The organism is Gallaecimonas aegicerasi, from assembly GCF_045291545.1.
In the GTDB taxonomy this organism is placed as follows: domain Bacteria; phylum Pseudomonadota; class Gammaproteobacteria; order Enterobacterales; family Gallaecimonadaceae; genus Gallaecimonas.
Genome location: NZ_CP149514.1, coordinates 1,737,060 through 1,756,742, shown reverse-complemented (window position 1 = coordinate 1,756,742; position 19,683 = coordinate 1,737,060). Strand labels below are relative to the sequence as shown.

Below are 19,683 nucleotides of genomic sequence, written 5' to 3'. Positions count from 1 at the left end.
GTGTGGGCAAGCTTACCATGCTTTGGCTAAAAGCGCGGCCAGTTCGTCGCGGCTGCCAGCGGCTAACAGCGCTGTTTTGTCCAGTGCCGGAGTGGGCTGTAATAACCATTGGCGTACCGCCGGCAGCGCCGATGCCTGCATTGACAGGCCGGTCAGGCCAAGGCTGAGCCACAGTGGTAGGTAGGCTACTTTGGCCGCCCACTCACCGCACAGCGTTACCGGAATATTGTGCGCCTGAGCCGCACTGACCACCTGATGCATCATCCGTATGATGGCTGGCGATACCTCATTTAGCCGCTTGGCGACTTTAGGGTTTTCGCGGTCCACGGCCAGTGTGTATTGGGCCAGATCGTTCGAACCAATGGAAAAGAAATCCACTTCAGCAGCCAGGATATCGGCCAGTACTGCTGCGGCTGGGGTTTCTATCATGGCGCCAAGTGGTGGCACTGGTACTGCCTGTTCGCCAGCCAATACCTGCAAACGTGTCTTGACGGCGCGCACTTCGTCAATTTCTGCCACCATCGGGATCATGATCCGTAGCGGGTACGTACTGGCTACTGCCAGCAAGGCCTGCAGCTGTACATCCAGCAGTTGCGGGTTATCCAGCAGCAGGCGGATCCCGTGCCAGCCCAGCGCCGGATTGCTTTCCCGGACATTGCTCAGCCAGGGCAACGGTTTGTCACCACCGGCGTCAAGTAAGCGGAAAGTCACCGGGGCCGGATAACACTGCTGGGCGATACGCTGGTAAATCTGAGTTTGCCGCTCCAGTGACGGCGCCTGCTGGCGGTTGAGAAACAACAGTTCGGTACGGCACAGACCAACTTCCAGAGCGCCGCTGGCCGGGATCCGCCGCGCCTCTGCCAGAGTCGATAAGTTCGCGGCCAGCTGAATCGGCGAAAATGCCGGGATCACTTCGGCATCACCGACGACTGCTTCTTGGTGGTAGCTGGGGTAATCCGGCAACGGTTCTGCCGGGTAGAAATGCCCGGCATCGCCATCAATGGCAACCCAGTCACCGTCGTTTACGGTGTCTATGGCATCAACGCCAGCAATAGCAGGAATGCCATAGGCACGCGCGAGAATAGCGGCATGGGAATGCTGGCCGCCTTTGCGGGTGACAATACCCAGTAATTTATCGCTGTCGAGCAGTGTCAATTGCGCCGGGGTAAGTTCGTGCGCCAGCAGGATCACCGGGCTATCCAGCAAAATGTGATCCGGTGGGGTGCGGCCCTGAAGAATGTGAACCAGCCGTTCTGCCAGCTCCTTGAGATCGGCTGCTCGCTCGGCCAGGTAATCGTCGCCCAGCCGTGCCAGCACCCTCGCTTGCGCATTTAAGACCCGGTAGACAGCGGCTTCTGCCCGCTGCTGATGGTTAAAAATCTGCTGGCGAACTTCATCAATAAGTTCTGGGTCGGTGACTAGCAGGTGCAAGCCGGCAAATAAAGCTGCGATATCATCGCCCAGTTTGTCGCGAGCCTGCTGCTGTAGCCGTACCAGTTGTTGATCGGCTTGCTGCAATGCCTGTTCAAAGCGTTGCCACTGGTTGTGTTGCTGACCGGCGGGGCAGGGAGTGAAATCCAGGCGTAAGTCATGGCCGGGCAGGGTGAGCGCCGGTCCTTTGATTTGGCCGCCGCTGATGGCAATAGCGTCAGTTGGACTGATCATTGAAACTGTCCAGCCAGTCCTGCAAGGCGGTAATGGCGGCACTGGCGTCCGTGCCGGTGGCGCAGATCTCGACTTCTGCGCCGCTTACCAGTGGCAGCTTTTGTAACGAAAAAAGACTCTTACCATTGCCTTGAAGCCCCTGGCAGTGAAACTGAATATCAGCCTCAAACTGCCGCGCCAATGCCACGAGTTGGGCGGCCGGGCGGGTGTGCAAGCCAAAAGGTGCAGTGATTGCGGTACAGCAGCGTTCCATAGGCGTGTCGTATCAAAGGGACGCCACAGATTACCACTGCCGGGCGCAACAAAAAAAGGGGCCGCAGGCCCCTTTGATGGCAGAACAGCTGCGCTTAGAAGCGGTAGTTGGCCTGCATAGCGAAGATGTCGGCATTGCCACTCATGTGGCCATCGAATTGGCCGGTCAGGGAGGGTGAGCCGTTTTCGATCACCGTACCGTCGTGGATCTCGGCATTCTTCGTGGTCAGGTGGGCAAAGCCCATATCAATATCCCAACTATTGCTGACTTTATAGCTGGCGCCAAGGGTGAACCAGGTACGGTTAGAGTCTGGAATACGCAGGGTGCGGTACTCATCCTTAACCGGGCTCTGGTCATACTTGAAGCCGGCCCGCAGGGTAATGGTCGGGTTGTACTGATAGGTCAGGCCCACAGAGTACGCCCAGGTATTTTTCCAGTGCTCAGGCTGGTCGAGCAGGATGGCGCCGGCAGTGGTGTTGCCCTGCAGTTTGTCAAAGCAAGACCAGTCGATACGGTTCAGTGACGCCTGCAAAGACAGCTGGTTGTTCAGCTGGTGGTTTACCGCCAGTTCAACCAGTGCCGGCAGTTTCATGTCAACCGAATCTTTGAAGGTGGCCGGCAGGCTCGCCAGGAAGGCGGCTGTCTGGTTAGTGGGGTCTTGCTGTAACAGGCCCTGGCCCAGTTGCGGCAGGATACCGGTATTGATTTCCCCTTTAATGTGCAGGTCGAGCTGCGAGCGGTAGCTAAAACCAACACGGGTTGCCGGGCTGATGTTGTACAGCATGCCCAGGTTCCAGCCCAGCGCCGTGTCGCTACCCTTGAGCTTGGTGATCAGTTGGCCGGGGAACATCGAATTGACATCATTGGGCATGGATGAACTCAGTGTTGCCTTGGCATGGGCGATATCGATGCCGAAACCAAACGACAGTTTGTCGTCAACTTTCATAGACAGGCTGGGGTTAATGTTGGCCACTTCCAGGCTGGTTTTGTCGGCCAGGGAGCTGGACAGAATTTTATCGTTGTAGTCGGTTTTCAGGCCAAAGTTACCAAAGGCGCCAATGCCGAAGGTCCACTGTTCGTTCAGCGGCATTACAAAATACAGGCTCGGCACGAAAGCATTAGGTGCTACGTCATTCTGGCCTGTCGGCGTCGGGCTGGCGGCCGTGGTAAAGTAATCTGTCTGGGTGCCCTGCACATCAATGTTCGGCATGATGTAAGCGCCCACTACAGTCAGGGTGGGTTTGTCGATCTGGCTCATTGCTGCCGGGTTGGCAGCAATGACTGAGGCGTCCTCAGCCAGCGCGGCATCACCGGCATTGGCACGACCCAGCCCTTTGGCGGAGTGCTCGGTAATTTGGAAACCGGCAGCCATGGCGCCGGAGCAAATACTGAAAATGGCACTGGCGAGAAGTGATTTTCTGACTAACTGCATGATATTTTTTCTCTCTTCAGGACATCCATGATTGAAGTCTGCTGAGCAGACCTGTTGGCGATACTAACAAAAGCCTCTGCAATACAAAGAAAAAAAGCACCCAACGAGTGCTTTTTTGCGCCGAGTGAGAGCTGGGCCACGTTCAGGTGGACCAGTGCAGCCTGGATTTCAGCTTCTGTTCAGTTTCTTGTAAAGGCTCGCCTTTGTGGCCGATCAGGATCAGCTGATGTTTACCGATTTGCTCAGCCATGCCGTCGAGTTTGCCATCCGCGAAGAAGGCTTGTTCCTGACGGAGTTTTTCCTGCGGGGTCTTGATGATGAACACCGTCACCCGGCCCTTTTCGCCCTTGATCACCGCATGCAGGCTCTTGACGCCTTCAAAGTCACAGTAATTGACGAAATAAATATGGCCGATGTCACCGGTCAGCGTGCCGCCGTAACTGGCCAGCTTGCTGTTGAAGGTCGCGAGGGTAGCCTTCTCGTCCATGCTGGTCATGGTGTCGTACTCATGGTAGACGTGCGCCAAGGCATGCTGGCCAAACCCCAGGGAGCTGTGATCGACGCTGGTAAAACTGAACAGTGTACCGGCAACAAAGGCCACCGATGCTGCCAGGGCAATTTGCCAGCGGCTGCGGCGCTTCTGGCGCTGTTCAAAATCCTTCAAAGTCTGATTCAGTATCAGCCGCTGGCTGAGATTAGGCGGTGTTGGCACGGCCATAGCCATTTGCAGCTGAGCTTCTTGCTGGCGAACTTCATTGAGCAGTTGCTGGCGTTTGGGATGAGCTGTTGCAGCCGTATCAAGCTGATGGTCATAGGGATTGCTCAGGGCCAGACGGCGAAATTCCAGGTCATTCATTCGTTGGCCCTCCATTGTGGGGCGCTGTTCATCAGCTCACGAAGTTGGCTTCGGGCCCGGAACAGCCGGGTCATGACGGTGTTACTGTTGAGTGTTAACAGCTCCGCTATCTCATCGCCGCTGTAACCAAACAGCACCTGTAAAATCAAAGGTTCACGGTACTCAACAGCGAGTTTGGCAATACAGCGGCGCAGTTGTTCATGACTGTGCTGCTGTTCTGCTTCCAGGCTGTGGTAGTCGACAATACTGGCTTCTTCGTAGTCGGCCAGAGCCAGTTGTTTACGTTCGAAACGCCGGGCGTTTTCCCGTCGCAAAATGGTGATCAGCCAGGCACGGGCGGCCCGTTCGTCCTTCAGACTGTCCATATTGCGCCAGGCCCGCAAAAAGGTTTCCTGCACCAGATCGTCGGTAATGCCGGGGTCGCCTGTCAGCCAGAGTCCATAGCGGTACAAGTCCCCAGACAGTGCACCGGCCAGCGCCTCGAAACGGCGTTGTTTACTGTTCATAACTTGCTAGACCGGTTCACTGTTATTTGCCTTTCAGGGTCAGGAAAGAATTTTCGCGTACAGGCCACTGCCGGGCGGCGGTGGCGAGGGCGGGCGGGCCTGTTGCAAAGCCTGCCATAACGGCTTGCCTTGCCAGCTCACGGGGGTTTTGGCAAAACGGGCCTGTTGCAACTGGGCAATGGCTTTACTCAGTGGTGGATGCTGATAAAACGCCGCCAGGGCGTCCAGGCTATTGACCTGCCAATGCTCGTAAGCCCATTGATGCAAGGCGCTATAAGCCTGCTGTGGGTCATCTGACAACACCGCCTGGCGTAAGGCCAGCCAACTGGGCAGCAGGCGCTCTGCTTGCTCTGGCGAGATGTTTTTACCTGCCAGCCGGGGCTTGAGCCACAGGTACAGGGTGCTGAGCCAGGCCAGCGCCAGCAAGGCGCTCAAATAAGGCCACCAGCCGGCGTCGTGACGTACCGGAACGTTGCCCAGTTGTACCCGTGATTCGGTAACCGGCGCCTTGGCAATGTTCACCGTTCGTGCCGGTATCGTGGCGACCCGGTATTGGCGGGCGAGGGTGTCAAACCAGGTGATGTCGATAGCCGGCAAGGTCAAAGTCCCATCTTGGGATGGCACCAGGGCAACGGAGCTGGTTTCCTGGGCGGTGAGCCAGCCGTCATCCAGATAGCTCTTGCGGTCTGTTTGGTCCGGGTAACTTTTTAACCCTTGCGGTACTGGCATGGTGATATTGGGAAGGCTGGTAGCCTGGGTGCCTTTGGCGGTCAGCACTAGGGTGCGGGTAACCGGCTGGCCTACGCGCCAGTGTTTGGGGTCGACACTCCAGCGTTCTTCCAAAGTCAGATCACGAGCCGGCAGCCAGGGTTTGTCAGGGTCGGGAATGGGTAACACGATCAGGGTCTTGGGTGCGCCAACTTTACCGACGTCGCGGCTATGTACAAAGCCACGGCTGTCTTGTGTAAATACCTGGCCGTTAAATACCGGTGGCTGGATCACAAAGGTCCCGGTTTGCTTGGCAAACAGCGCATAGTTACGTTCAAAGGTATGGTAACTGCGGCCACCTTGTTGCTCGGTGGATTCCTTGTCATCACCAATACGGCGCAGCTCGGCGCTGTCGAGGCTAGGGTCGGAGAGTTTGCCTGATTTCAGATCCTGGCCCACTAGCAGTTTCACGTGGTAGTTCACCTGTGCACCGGGGTAAACCTGGGTGTCAGACAGTTGCGTTTCCAGCAGCAAATTGCGGCTCTGGGCCTTGCCGGGCTTTTCTACCCGTAAGGTAATGGCGGCGGTACGTAAATCCCCGATGGCCAGGGGCGGAATGGTGTACTGACCGGGCTTTTGGGCGATCAGGCTGATCTGCCAGCGGGTTTGCCGGCTGACGTTGAGATTGGTGATTTGCGTAGCGCGGCTGACACTGATGTTGCCAACCACAAAGTCTTTTTGCAGCGGCTTGGTGTCTAGCGCGTCCTGGGGCAAATCGTCATTGGCTGTGACTTCCAGGGTGGTGGCATTGCCGGCGGTGACCGGGTTTGGGTCAACGCTGGCCTTTACTTCGGTGGGTGCGGCCTGGGCCAGCAGTGGCAGTAATGCCAGCAGCAATAGTATGGGCTTTACCATTGTTGTTTTTCCTTCCCCTGATGGTTGCGGCGCTGGTAAGCCGCACGCATTTTTTCCTGTAGCAGGTAGCCGGGGTCGTCATTGACTGCATCCAGTACCTTGTCGGCGCTCATTGGTGGCCCCAGTGGGCCGCCATGACCCGATTTCGTGGCCAGTTTGCCCGGTGCTTTACGGGCTTTTTGCTGGCCTTTGCCGGCACCTTGCGGTTGCAGCTTGGGATCTTGCCCCTCGGGTTTTTGCTCACCTGCCTGGGGTTTGTTGGCCGGTGCTTTATCGCCAGGCTGCTGTTTGGCTTTGGGCTGCTGCTGTTTGTCCTTACCATCTGGCTGGCCGTTTTTGTCAGGCTGTTGCTTGCCGGGTTGCTTTTTATCGCCCTGCTGCTGTTTGGCGTTATTTTTATTGCCCGGTTTGGGCGGCTGTGCGCTGTTGGCAGGGGTTTTCCCCTGGTGCTGCTGTTTTTCTAACAGGTCACGGTTATAACGGGCATCGGCCATATCCGGTTGCAGGGCCAATGCTTTGTTGTAGGCGTCAATGGCTTGCTGCCGGTGCCCGGCCCGGGCCAGCGCATTACCCTCGTTATAACGGGCCTCGGCGCCGGCCATACGGTGCCACAGATCGGCCGCCTTGAGGTAAGCGCCCTGGCGATACAGTGCCGCGGCATGCCACTGGGCCGAGGTGGCGCTGGCTGCTGCGGCCTGGTAGTGGCCCTGCTGATATTGCTGGTAACTGTCTTGAGCCTGGTTTTGAAACCAGCCGGCTTCGCTGGGTTTCGGTAATACTGCCACCAAAACCAATACCAGCAAGCCGCGGCGAAATGCCAGCAACACCAGAGGTAACAACAGCCAGAGCAGATAACGGCCACCGTCAATGGGTAGCGTCAGTACATCGTCAGAGCGGGTTTCGCCACTGGCCTGTGGTTTCAGCAAGGCACTGATGTCGTTGTCATCCATACCGGCGGTAATGCACAAACCGCTGACGACGGCGCAGGTGTCTTTGAGGTTGCGCTCGGGGATCACCACATTGCCTTTGGCATCTTTGAGCAAAGTGCCAGACAACGTACGCACCGGGGCGCCGCTGTCGGTGCCGAGTACCAGTGCTGACAGCCGGAAATGATCAAGCGACAACTGGTCAATGGCGTCACGTTCCTTTTTGTCGAGCCCATCGGTTACCAGAATAATATCGCCACGGTGAAAGCCGGCTTGTTTGAGCAGCTTCAGTGCCAGTGCCACACCTCGGTCAGCACGGGAGCCCTGCACGGGCATGATTTCCGGTGACAAAGCACTGATGAGGTGTATCAGGGTGCTGCCGTCGCGGGTCATGGGAGCTATTTCGAAAGCATCGCCGGCATAGGCGACCAGGCCGGTTTCACCTTCCTTGATGTGGCGAACCAGATCGATGGCCTTAAAGCGGGCCTGAGTCAGGCGGTCGGGTGGGACGTCGGTGGCTCGCATCGACAGTGACATATCCATCACCAATACGCGGCCGGCATTAAGGTGATACAGCGGATAGCGGTCCTGACTCCAGCTGGGGCCAGCCAGAGCCAGCACCGCCAGTAACCAGGCGCCAGCCAGGGCCAGCAGGGGCCACTGGCTGTGTTTACCCTGTTGATCGGTTAACAGGTGGCGGGCCAGGTGTGGCGGCAGCACTTTTTGCCAGCTACTGCTGGCAGGACGCCGCTGCCACAGCCACCATAGCAATATTACCAATGGCACCAGTGCCAGTAGCCACCAAGGGCGTAACAGCGTCATCGCAGCCTCCAAAGTGCTACGGCCATACTCAACAACAGCAATGCTGCCAGCGGGTAATAGAAGATGTCCTTACGGGGGCGCAGGGTCTGATTATTGTCCTTCAGTGGTTCCAGCTTGTTGAGCTCAGCGTAGATATGGCTCAGGGCTTTGGCGTCCTTAGCGCGAAAATACTGGCCGCCAGTGGCTTTGGCCAATTCTTTGAGCAGCGTTTCATCTGGCGGATCATCATTCGGCACCTTGATACTGCCAAAAGGGGTGCGCTTAAGCTGGTAGTCAGAGCCAAAACCGATGGTGTAAAAGGTGACCCCTTTGGCCTTGGCGGCGGCGATGGCGTCTTGGGGGGCAATGCCGCCAGCTGTATTGCGGCCATCAGTCAGTAAAATAGCCACTTTTTTCTTGCTGGGTCTTTTGGCCAGTTGTTTGGTGGCCAGAGCAACGGCTTCGCCAATGGCGGTGCGGCGGCCCACCAGGCCCACATCGGCCTCATTCATCAATTTGCTGATGCTGCTGAGATCAAAACTGAGCGGTGCCTGCACATAAGCATGATCGGCAAATAGGATCAGCCCCAGGCGGTCGCCCTGGCGCTTTTTAATGAAATCTTGCAGCACGCCTTTGGCGGTCGTGATCCGGTCTGTTACCCGGCCATCGTATTCCATGTCCTTGTCCAGCATCGAACCAGACAAGTCCAATACCAGCATCATTTCCCGGCGGCTGTCCGGCAGGCTGACCGGGGCGCCAATCCAAACCGGCCGGGCCAGCGCCAACAGCAGCAATAACCAGCCAAGCCACAATAACCAGGGCGGCAGCTGCCGGTTCAGGCGGCTTTGCTGCTCGGCTTCAGCGGCCCCGGCAATGGCGGCGGGAACTTTCAAACGAGCCTGTGCGGGCCGCGGGTGAGCCGGCAGGTAACGCCAGATCAACGGCAACGGGAGCAGCAACAACAGCCACCAGGCTTCTAACTCAAACACCTTCACCTCCCTGGCGATCGATCCATTGCCGGGCATAAGCTTTTAGCTGCCGGAACTGTTCATAGTGTATGGGGTAGCTGGCAGCATAAGGGCCAGACTCGAGGTGTTCGAGCAGGGTGCGCTGAATATTACGCGGGCCGTGCTGTTGTAAAAATGTCGTCCAGGCGCGCCCGGCCAAACGGGAAGCGCTGGCGCCATGATAATAACAGGCAGCTTCTTTGAGCAGCTGATTGAGCTCGGCCAGAAAAGTGTCACCATTACCCAGCGACATCAGCCGCCGCTGGAGCCGTTTGGCCACTGAGTAATGGCGACGCCACCACCACCAACCAGCGCCCAGTAACGCCAGTAACAGCACTCCCAGCAGTAACCACCAGCCAATGGCCCAGGGCCAGCTCGAAGGCGGCAGTGGCTCATGAATATCGCGTAGTTTTGCTAGCATGGCGCCACCTTATCCAGCTGCTGATCCAACCCCGCCTGGGCGCCAATGGCGCAAAAACGGATATGCTGGGAACGTAGCTCCTGGCGCAGCGTGATGATTTGCTGGCGGCGTTGCTGCTGGTAATGCTGGCGAAAGCGGCTGGAGCCAATGGGCAGTAGCCCTTTACCTGCGGGGCCAACTATTGGCAAAGCCAGCGGTAACCGGCTTTTCGGTACGGTCAGCTCCAAGGGATCGGTGATCATAAACACGCTGACGTCAGCGTTACGTTGCAGGCGTGCCAGCAACCACGGGGTTTCTTCGGTCCAATTCTGGCAGTCACTGATAATGACCAACTGGCTGCCGGGGGTAGCGCGTTTCAGGCTGCGTCGCAGCAGCTCGTCGAAAGCCCCGGAGGCAGGCGGCTGGTCAATTGGCGGCGCTTTGGCCTGCATATCAATCAGGGCGTGCAAAATGGCCAGCACCCCCGGCTGGCGTCCCTTGGCACTCAGTTCCTTTAAAGTCAGGCCATTGCCGATAACGGCGCCGATGCGATCACCACGCTCAGCTACATGCCAGGCCAGCAGGGCAGCCAAGTGGCCGGCTTGTACTGCTTTGAGTAAAAGTCGTGAACCAAATTGCATGGACGCGCCAAGGTCAACCACCAGGTTCACAGGCCGCTCCCGTTCTTCACGAAACAGCTTGGTGTGGGGCTTGCCGGTGCGGGCGGTGACTCGCCAGTCGATGGCTCGGATGTCATCACCAAGCTGGTACTGGCGTACTTCTTCAAAATCCATGCCCCGGCCCCGCGAACGGGTCTGGTGCTGACCTGCCTGATGAGCCCGGCTGGCAGCATGGGGCGTCAACTGGATTTGATTGGCCAGGCGCCGGTAAGGCAACAGCTCATCCAGACAGAGGCTGATACCGTCAGCACCGCTGGGTAACACTCGGCTCATGGGCAGGGTACGCGTGTCAGGATCCGATCAATCACCTGGTCCATGGTAACGCCAGCCGCTTCGGCCTGGTAAGACAATAGCAAGCGGTGGCGCAAGACATTGGGTAACAGTGCCTGTACATCGTCAGGGGTCACAAAGTCGCGGCCAGCCAGCCAGGCGCGGGCACGAGCGCAGCGCTCCAGTGCTGCTGTGGCCCGAGGGCTGGCGCCGTAGGCCAGCCAACCGGCCAGCTCGCTGTCAATTTTATCCGGGGTACGGGTGGCCATGATCAGTGCCACCATATACTGCTCGACCGCTTCGGCCAGGTGCAGGTTAAAAATGGCCCGGCGGGCCGCAAAAATCACCTGCTGCGAAAGCGGTTCAAAAGGCAGCGGCTTGTCTTCCACCGCTTCCTGGCGGTTGAGCCGCAGGATAGCCATTTCTGTTTTGGCATCCGGGTAGTCAACCTCCAGGTGCATTAAAAAGCGGTCCAGCTGCGCTTCTGGCAGTGGGTAAGTGCCTTCTTGCTCCAGCGGGTTCTGCGTGGCCATGACCAGAAACAAGGGCGGCAGTTTGTAGGTGGTTTTACCAACGGTGATCTGGTGCTCGGCCATGGCTTCAAGCAGTGCCGACTGCACTTTTGCCGGTGCCCGGTTGATTTCATCTGCCAGCAGCAGGTTATGAAACAGCGGGCCTTTTTGGAAAGTGAACTCACCGGTTTCCGGGCGATAAATATCCGTGCCGGTTAAGTCGGCCGGCAACAGATCGGGAGTGAACTGTACGCGATGAAAGTTGGCTTCAATGCCGGAGGCCAGGGCTTTGATGGCACGGGTTTTGGCAAGACCGGGAGGCCCCTCTACCAGCAGGTGGCCATTGGCAAGCAGGGCAATAAGAAGGTTGTGCGTAAGCTGGCTTTGGCCAACAACCTGTTTGTCCAGGTGCTGACGTAGTCGAGTGAAGTCGGCGCGTGTCATTGAATTATTGCGTATTCTCAGGTGTTGACCTGTTGTAACGGAAAACGCTTTTCAGGTCTATAACAGCGTCCGGATCGGCCGTTTTCATTTTGCCGGCGAGTCGTTACAATCGAGCAAACAGGTCTGACCTCTGTTTTGGCAGAGTTCCCTCAACAACATAGCGAGGAAAGGGATGACGACAACGACCCAGAATCTGAAAACCGGCAGCGGCGAGCGTATTGCCGTGGTAGCTGGTTTGCGTACCCCTTTTGCCCGCCAGGCCACCTATTTTCACGGTGTGCCGGCATTGGATATGGGCAAAATGGTAGTTAATGAGCTACTCAAGCGCAGCGAGCTGGACCCTAAATTGGTGGACCAGGTGGTTTTTGGCCAGGTCGTGCAAATGCCGGAAGCACCGAACATCGCCCGGGAAATTGTCTTGGGTACCGGTATGAGTGTGCATACCGACGCCTACAGTGTCTCCCGTGCCTGTGCTACCTCGTTTCAATCTACCGTCAATGTGCTTGAGTCAATCATGGCCGGCACTGTTGATATCGGCATTGCCGGCGGCGCCGATTCGTCGTCAGTGTTGCCGGTTGGCGTTTCCAAGCGGTTAGCCCGGGCTTTACTGGATTTGAGCAAGGCCAAAACACTCGGCCAGCGTGTCGCTATTATTCGCCGCCTGGGGCTGAAAGATTTACTGCCGGTGCCGCCAGCGGTGGCTGAGTATTCCACTGGCCTGAGCATGGGCGATACCGCTGAGCAGATGGCAAAAACCCATGGCATCAGCCGGGAAGCACAAGACGAGCTGGCACACCGTTCTCACACCCTGGCCGCCAAAGCCTGGGCTGATGGGCTGCTGGCAGGGGAGGTGATGACAGCCCATGCCGAGCCTTACAGCGGTTTTCTGGAAAAAGACAACAATGTCCGGGATAACTCTGAGTTGGCGGGTTACGCCAAGCTGAAACCGGCTTTTGATCGTAAATTTGGTTCTGTTACTGCGGCCAATGCCACGCCGCTGACCGACGGCGCCTCAGCCATTATTCTGATGCGTGAAGGCCGAGCGAAAGAACTGGGCTATCAGCCCCTTGGCTATATTCGCTCGTATGCCTTCACGGCCATTGATGTCTGGCAAGACATGCTGATGGGCCCTTCGTACGCGACGCCGCTGGCGTTGGACCGTGCCGGTATTACCCTGAACGACTTGACGCTGATTGACATGCACGAGGCCTTTGCGGCGCAAACCCTGGCGAACATCAAGATGTTTGCCTCTGAGACTTTTGCCAAGGAAAAGCTCGGCCGCAGCCACGCCACTGGCGACATTGATATGGATAAATTCAACGTGCTGGGCGGCTCCATTGCCTACGGCCACCCCTTTGCGGCCACCGGTACCCGGATGATCACGCAGACGCTGCGCGAGCTGAAGCGCCGTGGTGGCGGCCTGGGGCTGACAACCGCCTGTGCCGCTGGTGGCCTGGGTTCTGCAATGATTCTGGAGGTGGAGTGATGACCGACAAAACATTTAGCTTTGAGCGCCGTGACGATGGCATCGGCATTATCTCCATGGATGTGCCGGGCGAGTCCATGAACACCCTGAAAGCCGCTTTTGCCGATGAAATAGCCGCCATCTTGCAAGAAATCAAAGACGATGGGGCCATCAAAGGGCTGGTGCTGGCATCAGGGAAAAAGGACTCCTTTATTGCCGGCGCTGATATCAGCATGCTTGATGGTTGCCAAAGCGCCGAGGATGCACAGGCGCTGTCTCAGCAGGGTCATGCTATCTGCGCGGAGCTGGAAGCGCTGAAAATTCCTCTGATTGCGGCCATTCATGGCCCCTGCCTGGGTGGTGGCCTGGAGCTGGCCATGGCATGTCATGGCCGGGTTTGTAGTGACTGGGATAAAACTGCTCTGGGGCTGCCGGAAGTACAGCTGGGGCTGCTGCCTGGTTCGGGAGGCACCCAGCGCTTGCCACGGCTGGTCGGCATTCAAAAAGCACTGGATATGATGCTGACCGGCAAACAGTTACGACCCAAACAGGCGAAAAAAGCCGGCTTGGTGGATGAGGTGGTACCACAAAGCATTCTGATGGATGTAGCGATTGCGATGGCGGCGAAGGGTAAACCGAAACGCGCTGGCACCAAACGCAGTCTCAAAGACAAGCTACTGGAAGACAACGGCATTGGCCGTAACATCATTTTTGACCAGGCCCATAAAGCCGTACAAAAGAAAACCGGTGGCCATTACCCGGCACCACTGAAAATCCTCGAAGCGGTGCGGGTAGGGATGACCGACGGCATGTCGGCTGGGCTGGCCATTGAAGCTAAATACTTCGGCGAACTGGTGATGACACCAGAGAGCAAGCAGCTGCGCGGGCTGTTTTTTGCCACCACACAAATGAAAAAAGAAACCGGCGCAGAGGGTGTTAAGCCAAAAACTGTACACAAAGCCGCGGTACTGGGCGGCGGCCTGATGGGCGGCGGCATTGCCAGTGTAACGGTAGCCAAAGCCGGGGTGGAAACCCGTATCAAGGATATCTCCGAGCAAGGTATCAGCCACGCCTATAAATACAGCTACGACTTGCTGATGAAAAAGGTTAAACGCCGCCAGTTGCGTAAAACCGAAGCGCAAAAGCAGATGATGATGCTCAGCGGTGATACGCAATACCGCGGCTTTCATGATGCGGATATCGTCGTTGAGGCGGTATTTGAGGATTTGGCACTGAAACACCAGATGGTAAAGGATGTTGAAAAGCATTGCCGTGCAGACACTATTTTTGCCTCCAACACGTCCTCGCTGCCGATCACGCAAATAGCTGCAGCCGCTGAGCGGCCGGAAAATGTCATCGGTCTTCACTATTTCTCACCGGTGGACAAAATGCCGCTGGCTGAAATTATCGCTCACGAAAAAACGGCCCCGGAAACCATTGCCACAACTGTTGCCTTTGCCCGCCGGCAAGGGAAAACGCCGATTGTGGTAAAAGACGGTGCCGGTTTTTATGTGAACCGTATTCTTGGCCTCTATATGAATGAAGCCGCTTTCATGCTGATGGAAGGGGAGCCGGTCGAAAAGCTTGATAAAGCGCTGCGTGATATTGGCATGCCGGTTGGGCCTATGACGTTACTGGACGAAGTGGGCATTGATGTCGGCGCCAAGATTGCCCCGATCCTGGAAAAAGAACTGGGCGAGCGTTTCAAAGCCCCTGCGGCCTTTGACAAGCTGCTGGACGATGGCCGCAAGGGTAAAAAGGTGAAGAAGGGCTTCTATCAATATGAGGACCTACCGAAGTCCTGGAACCCGTTGCAAAAAGCCCCGAAAAAGCCGGTGGACGAATCGGTTTATAACGTCTTGGGGGTGCGCCCGGCCGGTAAGTTGTCGCTGGAGGCTATCGCTGAACGGGCTTTGCTACAGATGCTCAATGAAGCGGTGCGCTGCCTGGACGAAGGCATTATTCAAAATGCCCGTGATGGCGACATCGGTGCCATTTTTGGCATCGGCTTCCCGCCGTTTTTGGGCGGTCCGTTCCGCTATATGGATAAACTGGGGGCAGCCGCCGTTGTCAGTAAGCTGGACGCCTTGAAGGCCGAGCTGGGTGAGCGCTTTGAAGCGGCGCCAGGGCTGAGGGCCATGGCTGAGAACGGCGAGCAGTTCTACTGAACCGTTTCCCCTTAAAGAAAAAGGCGCTTATCAGCGCCTTTTTTGTTTTTAGGACCACCACTTCTGGGCCGGGGTCACCGTCATTGTCAGTGTCTCCAACCCTTCCGGCAGCCGCGTATAGCGCTTTTTGCGCTTGATGACGGGTCTAAGAAGAGTGAGAAGGATGTTCATATCTGTACTTCTTCTTCAATTTTAGAGGAGACTGTAGGTGTACTGATACTCTGAGTTGTAACAGTTGTATTTGTATCTTTAGCAATGGGAGCGGCAGGGGCAAACAGGTTCAGCAGGGCAGTGAGAATGGTTACGTTCAGCATGTTGTGCTCCTTGATTAGCGATTGTCGAGCGAGATAAATAGGGTTCGCTAATCAAGAAGCAGTATCTGTGCCAACTTACCTTTTCAGGGTAACTACTTCGGCAGGCCCTAACAGGCCGCCGCGTTTACTGAGCAGCTTTTCAAAATCAGCCTGTGCCATGGGGCGCCCAAACAGGTAGCCCTGGCAGACTGGGCAGCCCAGGGCTTTTAAGGCCTGCCACTGCTCTTCGGTTTCCACCCCTTCAGCGACCACGTGCAGCTCCATATTGCTGGCCAGGGAAATAATGGCGGCGGTTAGACTGCGTGGGCTGGTTTCAATTGTCAGATCTTTGACGAAAGATCTGTCAATTTTGACGCTACTGACGGGGAATTGGCGCAGGTTAGACAGTGACGAATAGCCGGTGCCGAAGTCATCCATGGCCAGGGTAATGTTACGCTCCCGCAACCGCTCCATTACCGCGACTGCCCGGATGGGGTCTTCCATCATGGCGCCTTCGGTAATTTCCAGCTCCAGCATGTGTGGAGGCAGGCGAGTCTGCTCCAGTATTTCATCGATCCGCGCCACCAGATCGGGCTGGCGGAATTGCCGGGCGGAGAGGTTGATGGCGATGCGGCCCGGGAAGATGCCGTCTTCATACCAGCGGTGCACCTGGCGGCAGGTGGCCTCCATCACCCAGTTACCCACTTCGATGATAAGGCCACTTTCCTCGGCAATCGGGATAAAGTCAGCAGGGGAGATATAGCCGCCTTTGCCGTCACTTAAGCGCAGTAACGCCTCGGCACCCCGGCACTGGCCGGTAATGGTGTCCGCCTTGGGTTGGTAATATACCTCGAACAGGTTCTCGCGCAGTGCCTTACGAACCCGGCTTTCCATGGCCAGCCGGGCATGGGCCTGCTCGTTCATGGACGACGAGAAGAACTGGCATATTTCTCCGCCCACATGCTTGGCATGGTACATGGCGGCATCCGCGTTACGTAACAGGTGTTCTGGTGTTTCGCCGTCTTCGGGGTATACCACGGCGCCAATAGCGGCCGTGATGTTGATTTCCTCACCACGCAGATAGAAAGGCGCAAAGAGCTGACGGTGCAAAATGCCTGACAACCGGGTGATCTCGTCCAGTTTGATAAGCTGCTCTATAACTACGGCAAACTCATCACCACCAAGGCGGTAGAGGGTGTGGTTGGCACTCATGACATACTGCAGCCGTTCAGATATTTCCAACAGCAGTTGGTCACCGTACTGGTGGCCAAGAGAATCATTAACCTGTTTAAAGTTGTTTAAGTCCAATACCATCAGGGCAAAGGCTTGTTTTTTCCGTACCAGGGCATCAAGCGAGCTCATGAAAAAGCTACGGTTTGGCAGGCTTGTCAGTGCATCGGTATTGGTGAGGCGCTCCAGTTCCCGCTCTTTTTCTTTCCGTTCGGAAATATCCGAGAACACGGCTACAAAGCTATGAGAGTCTTTTTCTTCGTCATAAACTTTGTCAATGGTGATCTCAATGGGGAATATTTCCCCACCTTTGCGTTTGGCTTCAATTTCATCATGCCAGCGGCCGGTGCGGTCTAATGTCGCTTTTACCTGGTCTAAGAATCGCTCGTTATAGAGAGCAAAGCTCCATACCTGGCCAACGGCTTCGTCTCGGCTTACGCCCATAATACTGCTAAAGGAATCGTTTACTTCCTGAATGACAAAGTCGGGTGTGCAGATGCAGATGGCATCAGAAATGTTTCTAAATGACTGGGCCAGCAGCTTCAGCATTTCCTCTGTTTTTTTGAGTTTGGAAATGTTTTTAATGGTACCTGTCATACGTACCGGTGCACCTTTTTCGCTGTATTGTACAACCCGGCCCCTATCCAGGATCCACACCCAGTTTTGTTGCTTGTCTTTAACCCGGTAAGCTACTTCGAATTCATCTTTCTCACCGGAGAAGCAGGCGTTGATAACAGAGCGAACCCTGGCTAAATCTTTTGGGTATATGTTGTTACTACTACCTTTGTTTCTGACGCCATCATTAGGCAACAGCAAGGCATCCCAGAGGTTAGAGCGGTAAATATTGCCTTCTTTAATATCCCAGTCCCAGAGTTCATCACCACTTCCCCATAGAGCTAATTTTAATCGTTCTTCACTCTCGACAATTTTTGCGTGTTGGTGCTTTCTGTTTTTTGCAATGTTTAAAAAGTGAATGATTATTAGTGTCAAAATTAAAAGGTATACAATATAGGCCGTTGGAGTTCTCCACCAAGGGGCTTTCACATTAATAATGTATTGTCCGGAAGTTGCTACTGTCACTCCATTATCCAATGCTCTAACAGACAAGTAATGCGTTCCAGATTCTAGTTTGTTTAAAGTGATACTTCTGGCATTTTCTAAATTGATCCACCTGGCTCCATAAGTAGATAGTTTGTATTGGAAGTGCGCTCTTTCTGGAAAATTATATTTCAATATGGCGAGGTGAAGATTTAAGGGGTACTCGTAGTGTGCAACACTTATTGATTTTTTGTTACTTATCCCTACTGATAAGTTTTCATTTTTTTCATTATATAAACTGACACTTGAAAAAACTATTTCCCCCTTATTGTTTTTTCTGGATAAAAGATCTGGGTTTATTTTTAGGATGCCATTTGAACCACCAAAGTAGATGGAGCTTCCCGACATTGCTGAAGCGCCAGCAACGAATTCTTTTGGAATGTCATACCTAGAGTCCAAAGTGAGCAAAAGAGATGTATTTATATTATTTGATATTTTTACCTGATAAATTTTTATTCCATTGGATGTTGCTGCAACAAGCATATGATTTTTTTTATCATACTCGATGGATAAGAAGCTTTCTTTTTTTTCTTTCTTAAGCTCTCCTTTAACTTCTCCAGCACTTGACAAAATCTTCCCATCTTTTGTAATAAAATAATCATGACCTTTAAATGAGAAATTTTTCTTTATCCAATACCTTGATAATTTTTCTGGTTTCTTGTCATTCTGGTAATGGCAGAGGCCTCCATCACCTCCAATAAATAAATCATTATTTTTAAAGAGTACAGTGTTAGGGTAGCCATAATCACAACTTTTCAGACTGCGTTCTTCTTTTAAGCTTCCATTGTATTCACTTAGTAAAGTGTAATTATCGTCTATGAAAAACCATTTTTTATTATAAAATGCTTTTATTATTTTATTTTTATTTATTTTTGTTATTAAAGTTTCTTTTTTGTTGTTGTAATTTAAGATCTCGTTTTCTTTTATGACAATAAGGCTATGCTCGTTCCCATATAATCCATGCGTCTTTTTTATTCCAAAAGGATCTTTTTTTATTTTTTCGTCTTTTAAATAGAAAACTCTATCGGATTGGTTCTTGAGAACCATACCACCGTTAAAATCTGAAATAGAATTTATATATTTTGTACCTTCTTCATTTCCAACTCTAAAAAACTCAATCCCTTTTTCTTTTTCTTGATATATTTCAATGCCTTTTGCTTGGGTTCCAACAATAAGCCTGCCATCATCACCTATAATAACGCGCCATGTCTTATCAGGAGAAATTTTCTCAATCCTTTCATTTTCCTTCCTAGTTATTTGATATAGTCCGTTCTCCGTTGCGACCATAAGATAGTTTTTGTTAATGCTGTAGTCTAGGGCATCTTGAGTTAACTCTTTTTTTCCATCAATAAAGAGGCCTTTATTAGAAGCTACGATTAATTTCCCATCCACACTAGATATTTTATTTATCTTGGTTCCAAAATTTAATTCTGAATTAACTTCCTTAAATTCCTCATTTAAAGTATAGAGACCATCAGAGTATGTTCCTATTAAATAATTACCTTCTATTTCTTTTATTACCCTCGCTTTTTTTATATTAGATATTTTTTGTGGGTTAATTTCGTTTTTTCTTATTAGCCATATTCCTTTGTTAGTGGAAACAAAAAAACCACCATTTTTGTTTTTTTCTATTGACCATATGACAAACCCATTGAAAAATTTTACTACTTTAAATTCTTCACTTGACTTTTTTTTGAAGGCTAATGAATTTTGTGTGCCAACCCATACCGTATCATTGCTATCAACAAAAACTCTTCGCACAAAATTAGATGGAGAAAAGCTCCCAGTGGCTTTAATATTAAAAGGTTCTACGCTGACACCATCAAAACGTTCCACTCCTCCTGGCGTGGCAAGCCAAAAGTATCCATCGTTGTCTTGAGCTATGTCATAAACAGACAACTGAGAAAGACCATCTTCCTTACCAATAGTTTTGTAGAGGCGGTAGTCGCTGTCGTCAGTTGTGGTATCAGCGTGAGCGAGCAGGGGGAGGAGCGCACAGAAAAAAAGCAGTGCGGTAGTCAGGTAGCGAGCAAGCCGTTGATGCATTGAGAAGA

At 53.7% G+C, this 19,683-nt stretch carries 15 protein-coding genes; 2 read left to right on the top strand and 13 right to left on the bottom strand.

Features of this window, described 5'->3' with window-relative positions; translation table 11 throughout:
* Positions 1-12: 12 nt before the first annotated feature.
* From ptsP to WDB70_RS08580, 11 genes are all read right to left on the bottom strand, one after another.
* Complete coding sequence (gene ptsP / locus WDB70_RS08630) at positions 13-1,665, bottom strand: phosphoenolpyruvate--protein phosphotransferase (RefSeq protein ID WP_406663424.1); 1,653 nt, start codon at positions 1,663-1,665, stop codon at positions 13-15.
* A complete protein-coding gene (locus tag WDB70_RS08625; RefSeq protein WP_406663422.1) occupies positions 1,649-1,918 on the bottom strand; it encodes an HPr family phosphocarrier protein in 270 nt (89 codons plus the stop codon). Before WDB70_RS08625 ends, ptsP begins: the two co-directional genes overlap by 17 nt.
* 94 nt (positions 1,919-2,012) lie before the next feature.
* On the bottom strand, positions 2,013-3,350 hold the full coding sequence (locus WDB70_RS08620; protein ID WP_406663420.1) for an OmpP1/FadL family transporter: 1,338 nt from the start codon (positions 3,348-3,350) through the stop codon (positions 2,013-2,015).
* A gap of 142 nt (positions 3,351-3,492) precedes the next feature.
* Positions 3,493-4,206: a DUF3379 family protein gene (locus WDB70_RS08615; protein ID WP_406663418.1), complete on the bottom strand. Its 714-nt coding sequence runs from the start codon at positions 4,204-4,206 to the stop codon at positions 3,493-3,495.
* Positions 4,203-4,712 (bottom strand): sigma-70 family RNA polymerase sigma factor, encoded by a 510-nt coding sequence (locus tag WDB70_RS08610; RefSeq protein WP_406663416.1) that lies wholly within the window; start codon positions 4,710-4,712, stop codon positions 4,203-4,205. The genes WDB70_RS08615 and WDB70_RS08610 overlap by 4 nt, the downstream gene beginning before the upstream one ends.
* 39 nt (positions 4,713-4,751) lie before the next feature.
* Positions 4,752-6,335, bottom strand: a complete 1,584-nt coding sequence (locus WDB70_RS08605; RefSeq protein ID WP_406663414.1) for a BatD family protein — start codon at positions 6,333-6,335, stop codon at positions 4,752-4,754.
* Positions 6,329-8,083, bottom strand: coding sequence for a VWA domain-containing protein (locus tag WDB70_RS08600; RefSeq protein WP_406663412.1), 1,755 nt, complete (start codon positions 8,081-8,083; stop codon positions 6,329-6,331). The genes WDB70_RS08605 and WDB70_RS08600 overlap by 7 nt, the downstream gene beginning before the upstream one ends.
* Positions 8,080-9,051 (bottom strand): VWA domain-containing protein, encoded by a 972-nt coding sequence (locus WDB70_RS08595; RefSeq protein ID WP_406663410.1) that lies wholly within the window; start codon positions 9,049-9,051, stop codon positions 8,080-8,082. The genes WDB70_RS08600 and WDB70_RS08595 overlap by 4 nt, the downstream gene beginning before the upstream one ends.
* Positions 9,044-9,490, bottom strand: coding sequence for a DUF4381 domain-containing protein (locus WDB70_RS08590; protein WP_406663408.1), 447 nt, complete (start codon positions 9,488-9,490; stop codon positions 9,044-9,046). Before WDB70_RS08590 ends, WDB70_RS08595 begins: the two co-directional genes overlap by 8 nt.
* Complete coding sequence (locus tag WDB70_RS08585; RefSeq protein WP_406663406.1) at positions 9,484-10,422, bottom strand: DUF58 domain-containing protein; 939 nt, start codon at positions 10,420-10,422, stop codon at positions 9,484-9,486. Before WDB70_RS08585 ends, WDB70_RS08590 begins: the two co-directional genes overlap by 7 nt.
* Positions 10,419-11,375, bottom strand: coding sequence for an AAA family ATPase (locus tag WDB70_RS08580; protein WP_406663404.1), 957 nt, complete (start codon positions 11,373-11,375; stop codon positions 10,419-10,421). Before WDB70_RS08580 ends, WDB70_RS08585 begins: the two co-directional genes overlap by 4 nt.
* A gap of 172 nt (positions 11,376-11,547) precedes the next feature.
* Between WDB70_RS08580 and fadI the strand changes: the two genes are divergently transcribed.
* Complete coding sequence (gene fadI / locus WDB70_RS08575; RefSeq protein WP_406663402.1) at positions 11,548-12,861, top strand: acetyl-CoA C-acyltransferase FadI; 1,314 nt, start codon at positions 11,548-11,550, stop codon at positions 12,859-12,861.
* A complete protein-coding gene (fadJ, locus tag WDB70_RS08570; protein ID WP_406663400.1) occupies positions 12,861-15,008 on the top strand; it encodes a fatty acid oxidation complex subunit alpha FadJ in 2,148 nt (715 codons plus the stop codon). Before fadI ends, fadJ begins: the two co-directional genes overlap by 1 nt.
* Before the next feature lie 167 nt (positions 15,009-15,175).
* Here fadJ and WDB70_RS08565 read toward each other — a convergent pair whose 3' ends face one another.
* Positions 15,176-15,322 carry a hypothetical protein gene (locus WDB70_RS08565; protein ID WP_406663398.1) on the bottom strand — a complete coding sequence of 49 codons (147 nt, stop codon included), beginning with the start codon at positions 15,320-15,322 and terminating at the stop codon, positions 15,176-15,178.
* Between the two features lie 75 nt (positions 15,323-15,397).
* A complete protein-coding gene (locus WDB70_RS08560) occupies positions 15,398-19,675 on the bottom strand; it encodes an EAL domain-containing protein (RefSeq protein WP_406663396.1) in 4,278 nt (1,425 codons plus the stop codon).
* Between the last annotated feature and the right edge of the window lie 8 nt (positions 19,676-19,683).

Excerpts from the sequence above, each read along its gene's own strand:
- ptsP (WP_406663424.1), bottom strand. The coding sequence starts at position 1,665 with ATGATCAGTCCAACTGACGCTATTGCCATCAGCGGCGGCCAAATCAAA.
- WDB70_RS08625 (WP_406663422.1), bottom strand. The coding sequence starts at position 1,918 with ATGGAACGCTGCTGTACCGCAATCACTGCACCTTTTGGCTTGCACACC.
- WDB70_RS08620 (WP_406663420.1), bottom strand. The coding sequence starts at position 3,350 with ATGCAGTTAGTCAGAAAATCACTTCTCGCCAGTGCCATTTTCAGTATT.
- WDB70_RS08615 (WP_406663418.1), bottom strand. The coding sequence starts at position 4,206 with ATGAATGACCTGGAATTTCGCCGTCTGGCCCTGAGCAATCCCTATGAC.
- WDB70_RS08610 (WP_406663416.1), bottom strand. The coding sequence starts at position 4,712 with ATGAACAGTAAACAACGCCGTTTCGAGGCGCTGGCCGGTGCACTGTCT.
- WDB70_RS08605 (WP_406663414.1), bottom strand. The coding sequence starts at position 6,335 with ATGGTAAAGCCCATACTATTGCTGCTGGCATTACTGCCACTGCTGGCC.
- WDB70_RS08600 (WP_406663412.1), bottom strand. The coding sequence starts at position 8,083 with ATGACGCTGTTACGCCCTTGGTGGCTACTGGCACTGGTGCCATTGGTA.
- WDB70_RS08590 (WP_406663408.1), bottom strand. The coding sequence starts at position 9,490 with ATGCTAGCAAAACTACGCGATATTCATGAGCCACTGCCGCCTTCGAGC.
- WDB70_RS08585 (WP_406663406.1), bottom strand. The coding sequence starts at position 10,422 with ATGAGCCGAGTGTTACCCAGCGGTGCTGACGGTATCAGCCTCTGTCTG.
- WDB70_RS08580 (WP_406663404.1), bottom strand. The coding sequence starts at position 11,375 with ATGACACGCGCCGACTTCACTCGACTACGTCAGCACCTGGACAAACAG.
- fadI (WP_406663402.1), top strand. The coding sequence starts at position 11,548 with ATGACGACAACGACCCAGAATCTGAAAACCGGCAGCGGCGAGCGTATT.
- fadJ (WP_406663400.1), top strand. The coding sequence starts at position 12,861 with ATGACCGACAAAACATTTAGCTTTGAGCGCCGTGACGATGGCATCGGC.
- WDB70_RS08565 (WP_406663398.1), bottom strand. The coding sequence starts at position 15,322 with ATGCTGAACGTAACCATTCTCACTGCCCTGCTGAACCTGTTTGCCCCT.
- WDB70_RS08560 (WP_406663396.1), bottom strand. The coding sequence starts at position 19,675 with ATGCATCAACGGCTTGCTCGCTACCTGACTACCGCACTGCTTTTTTTC.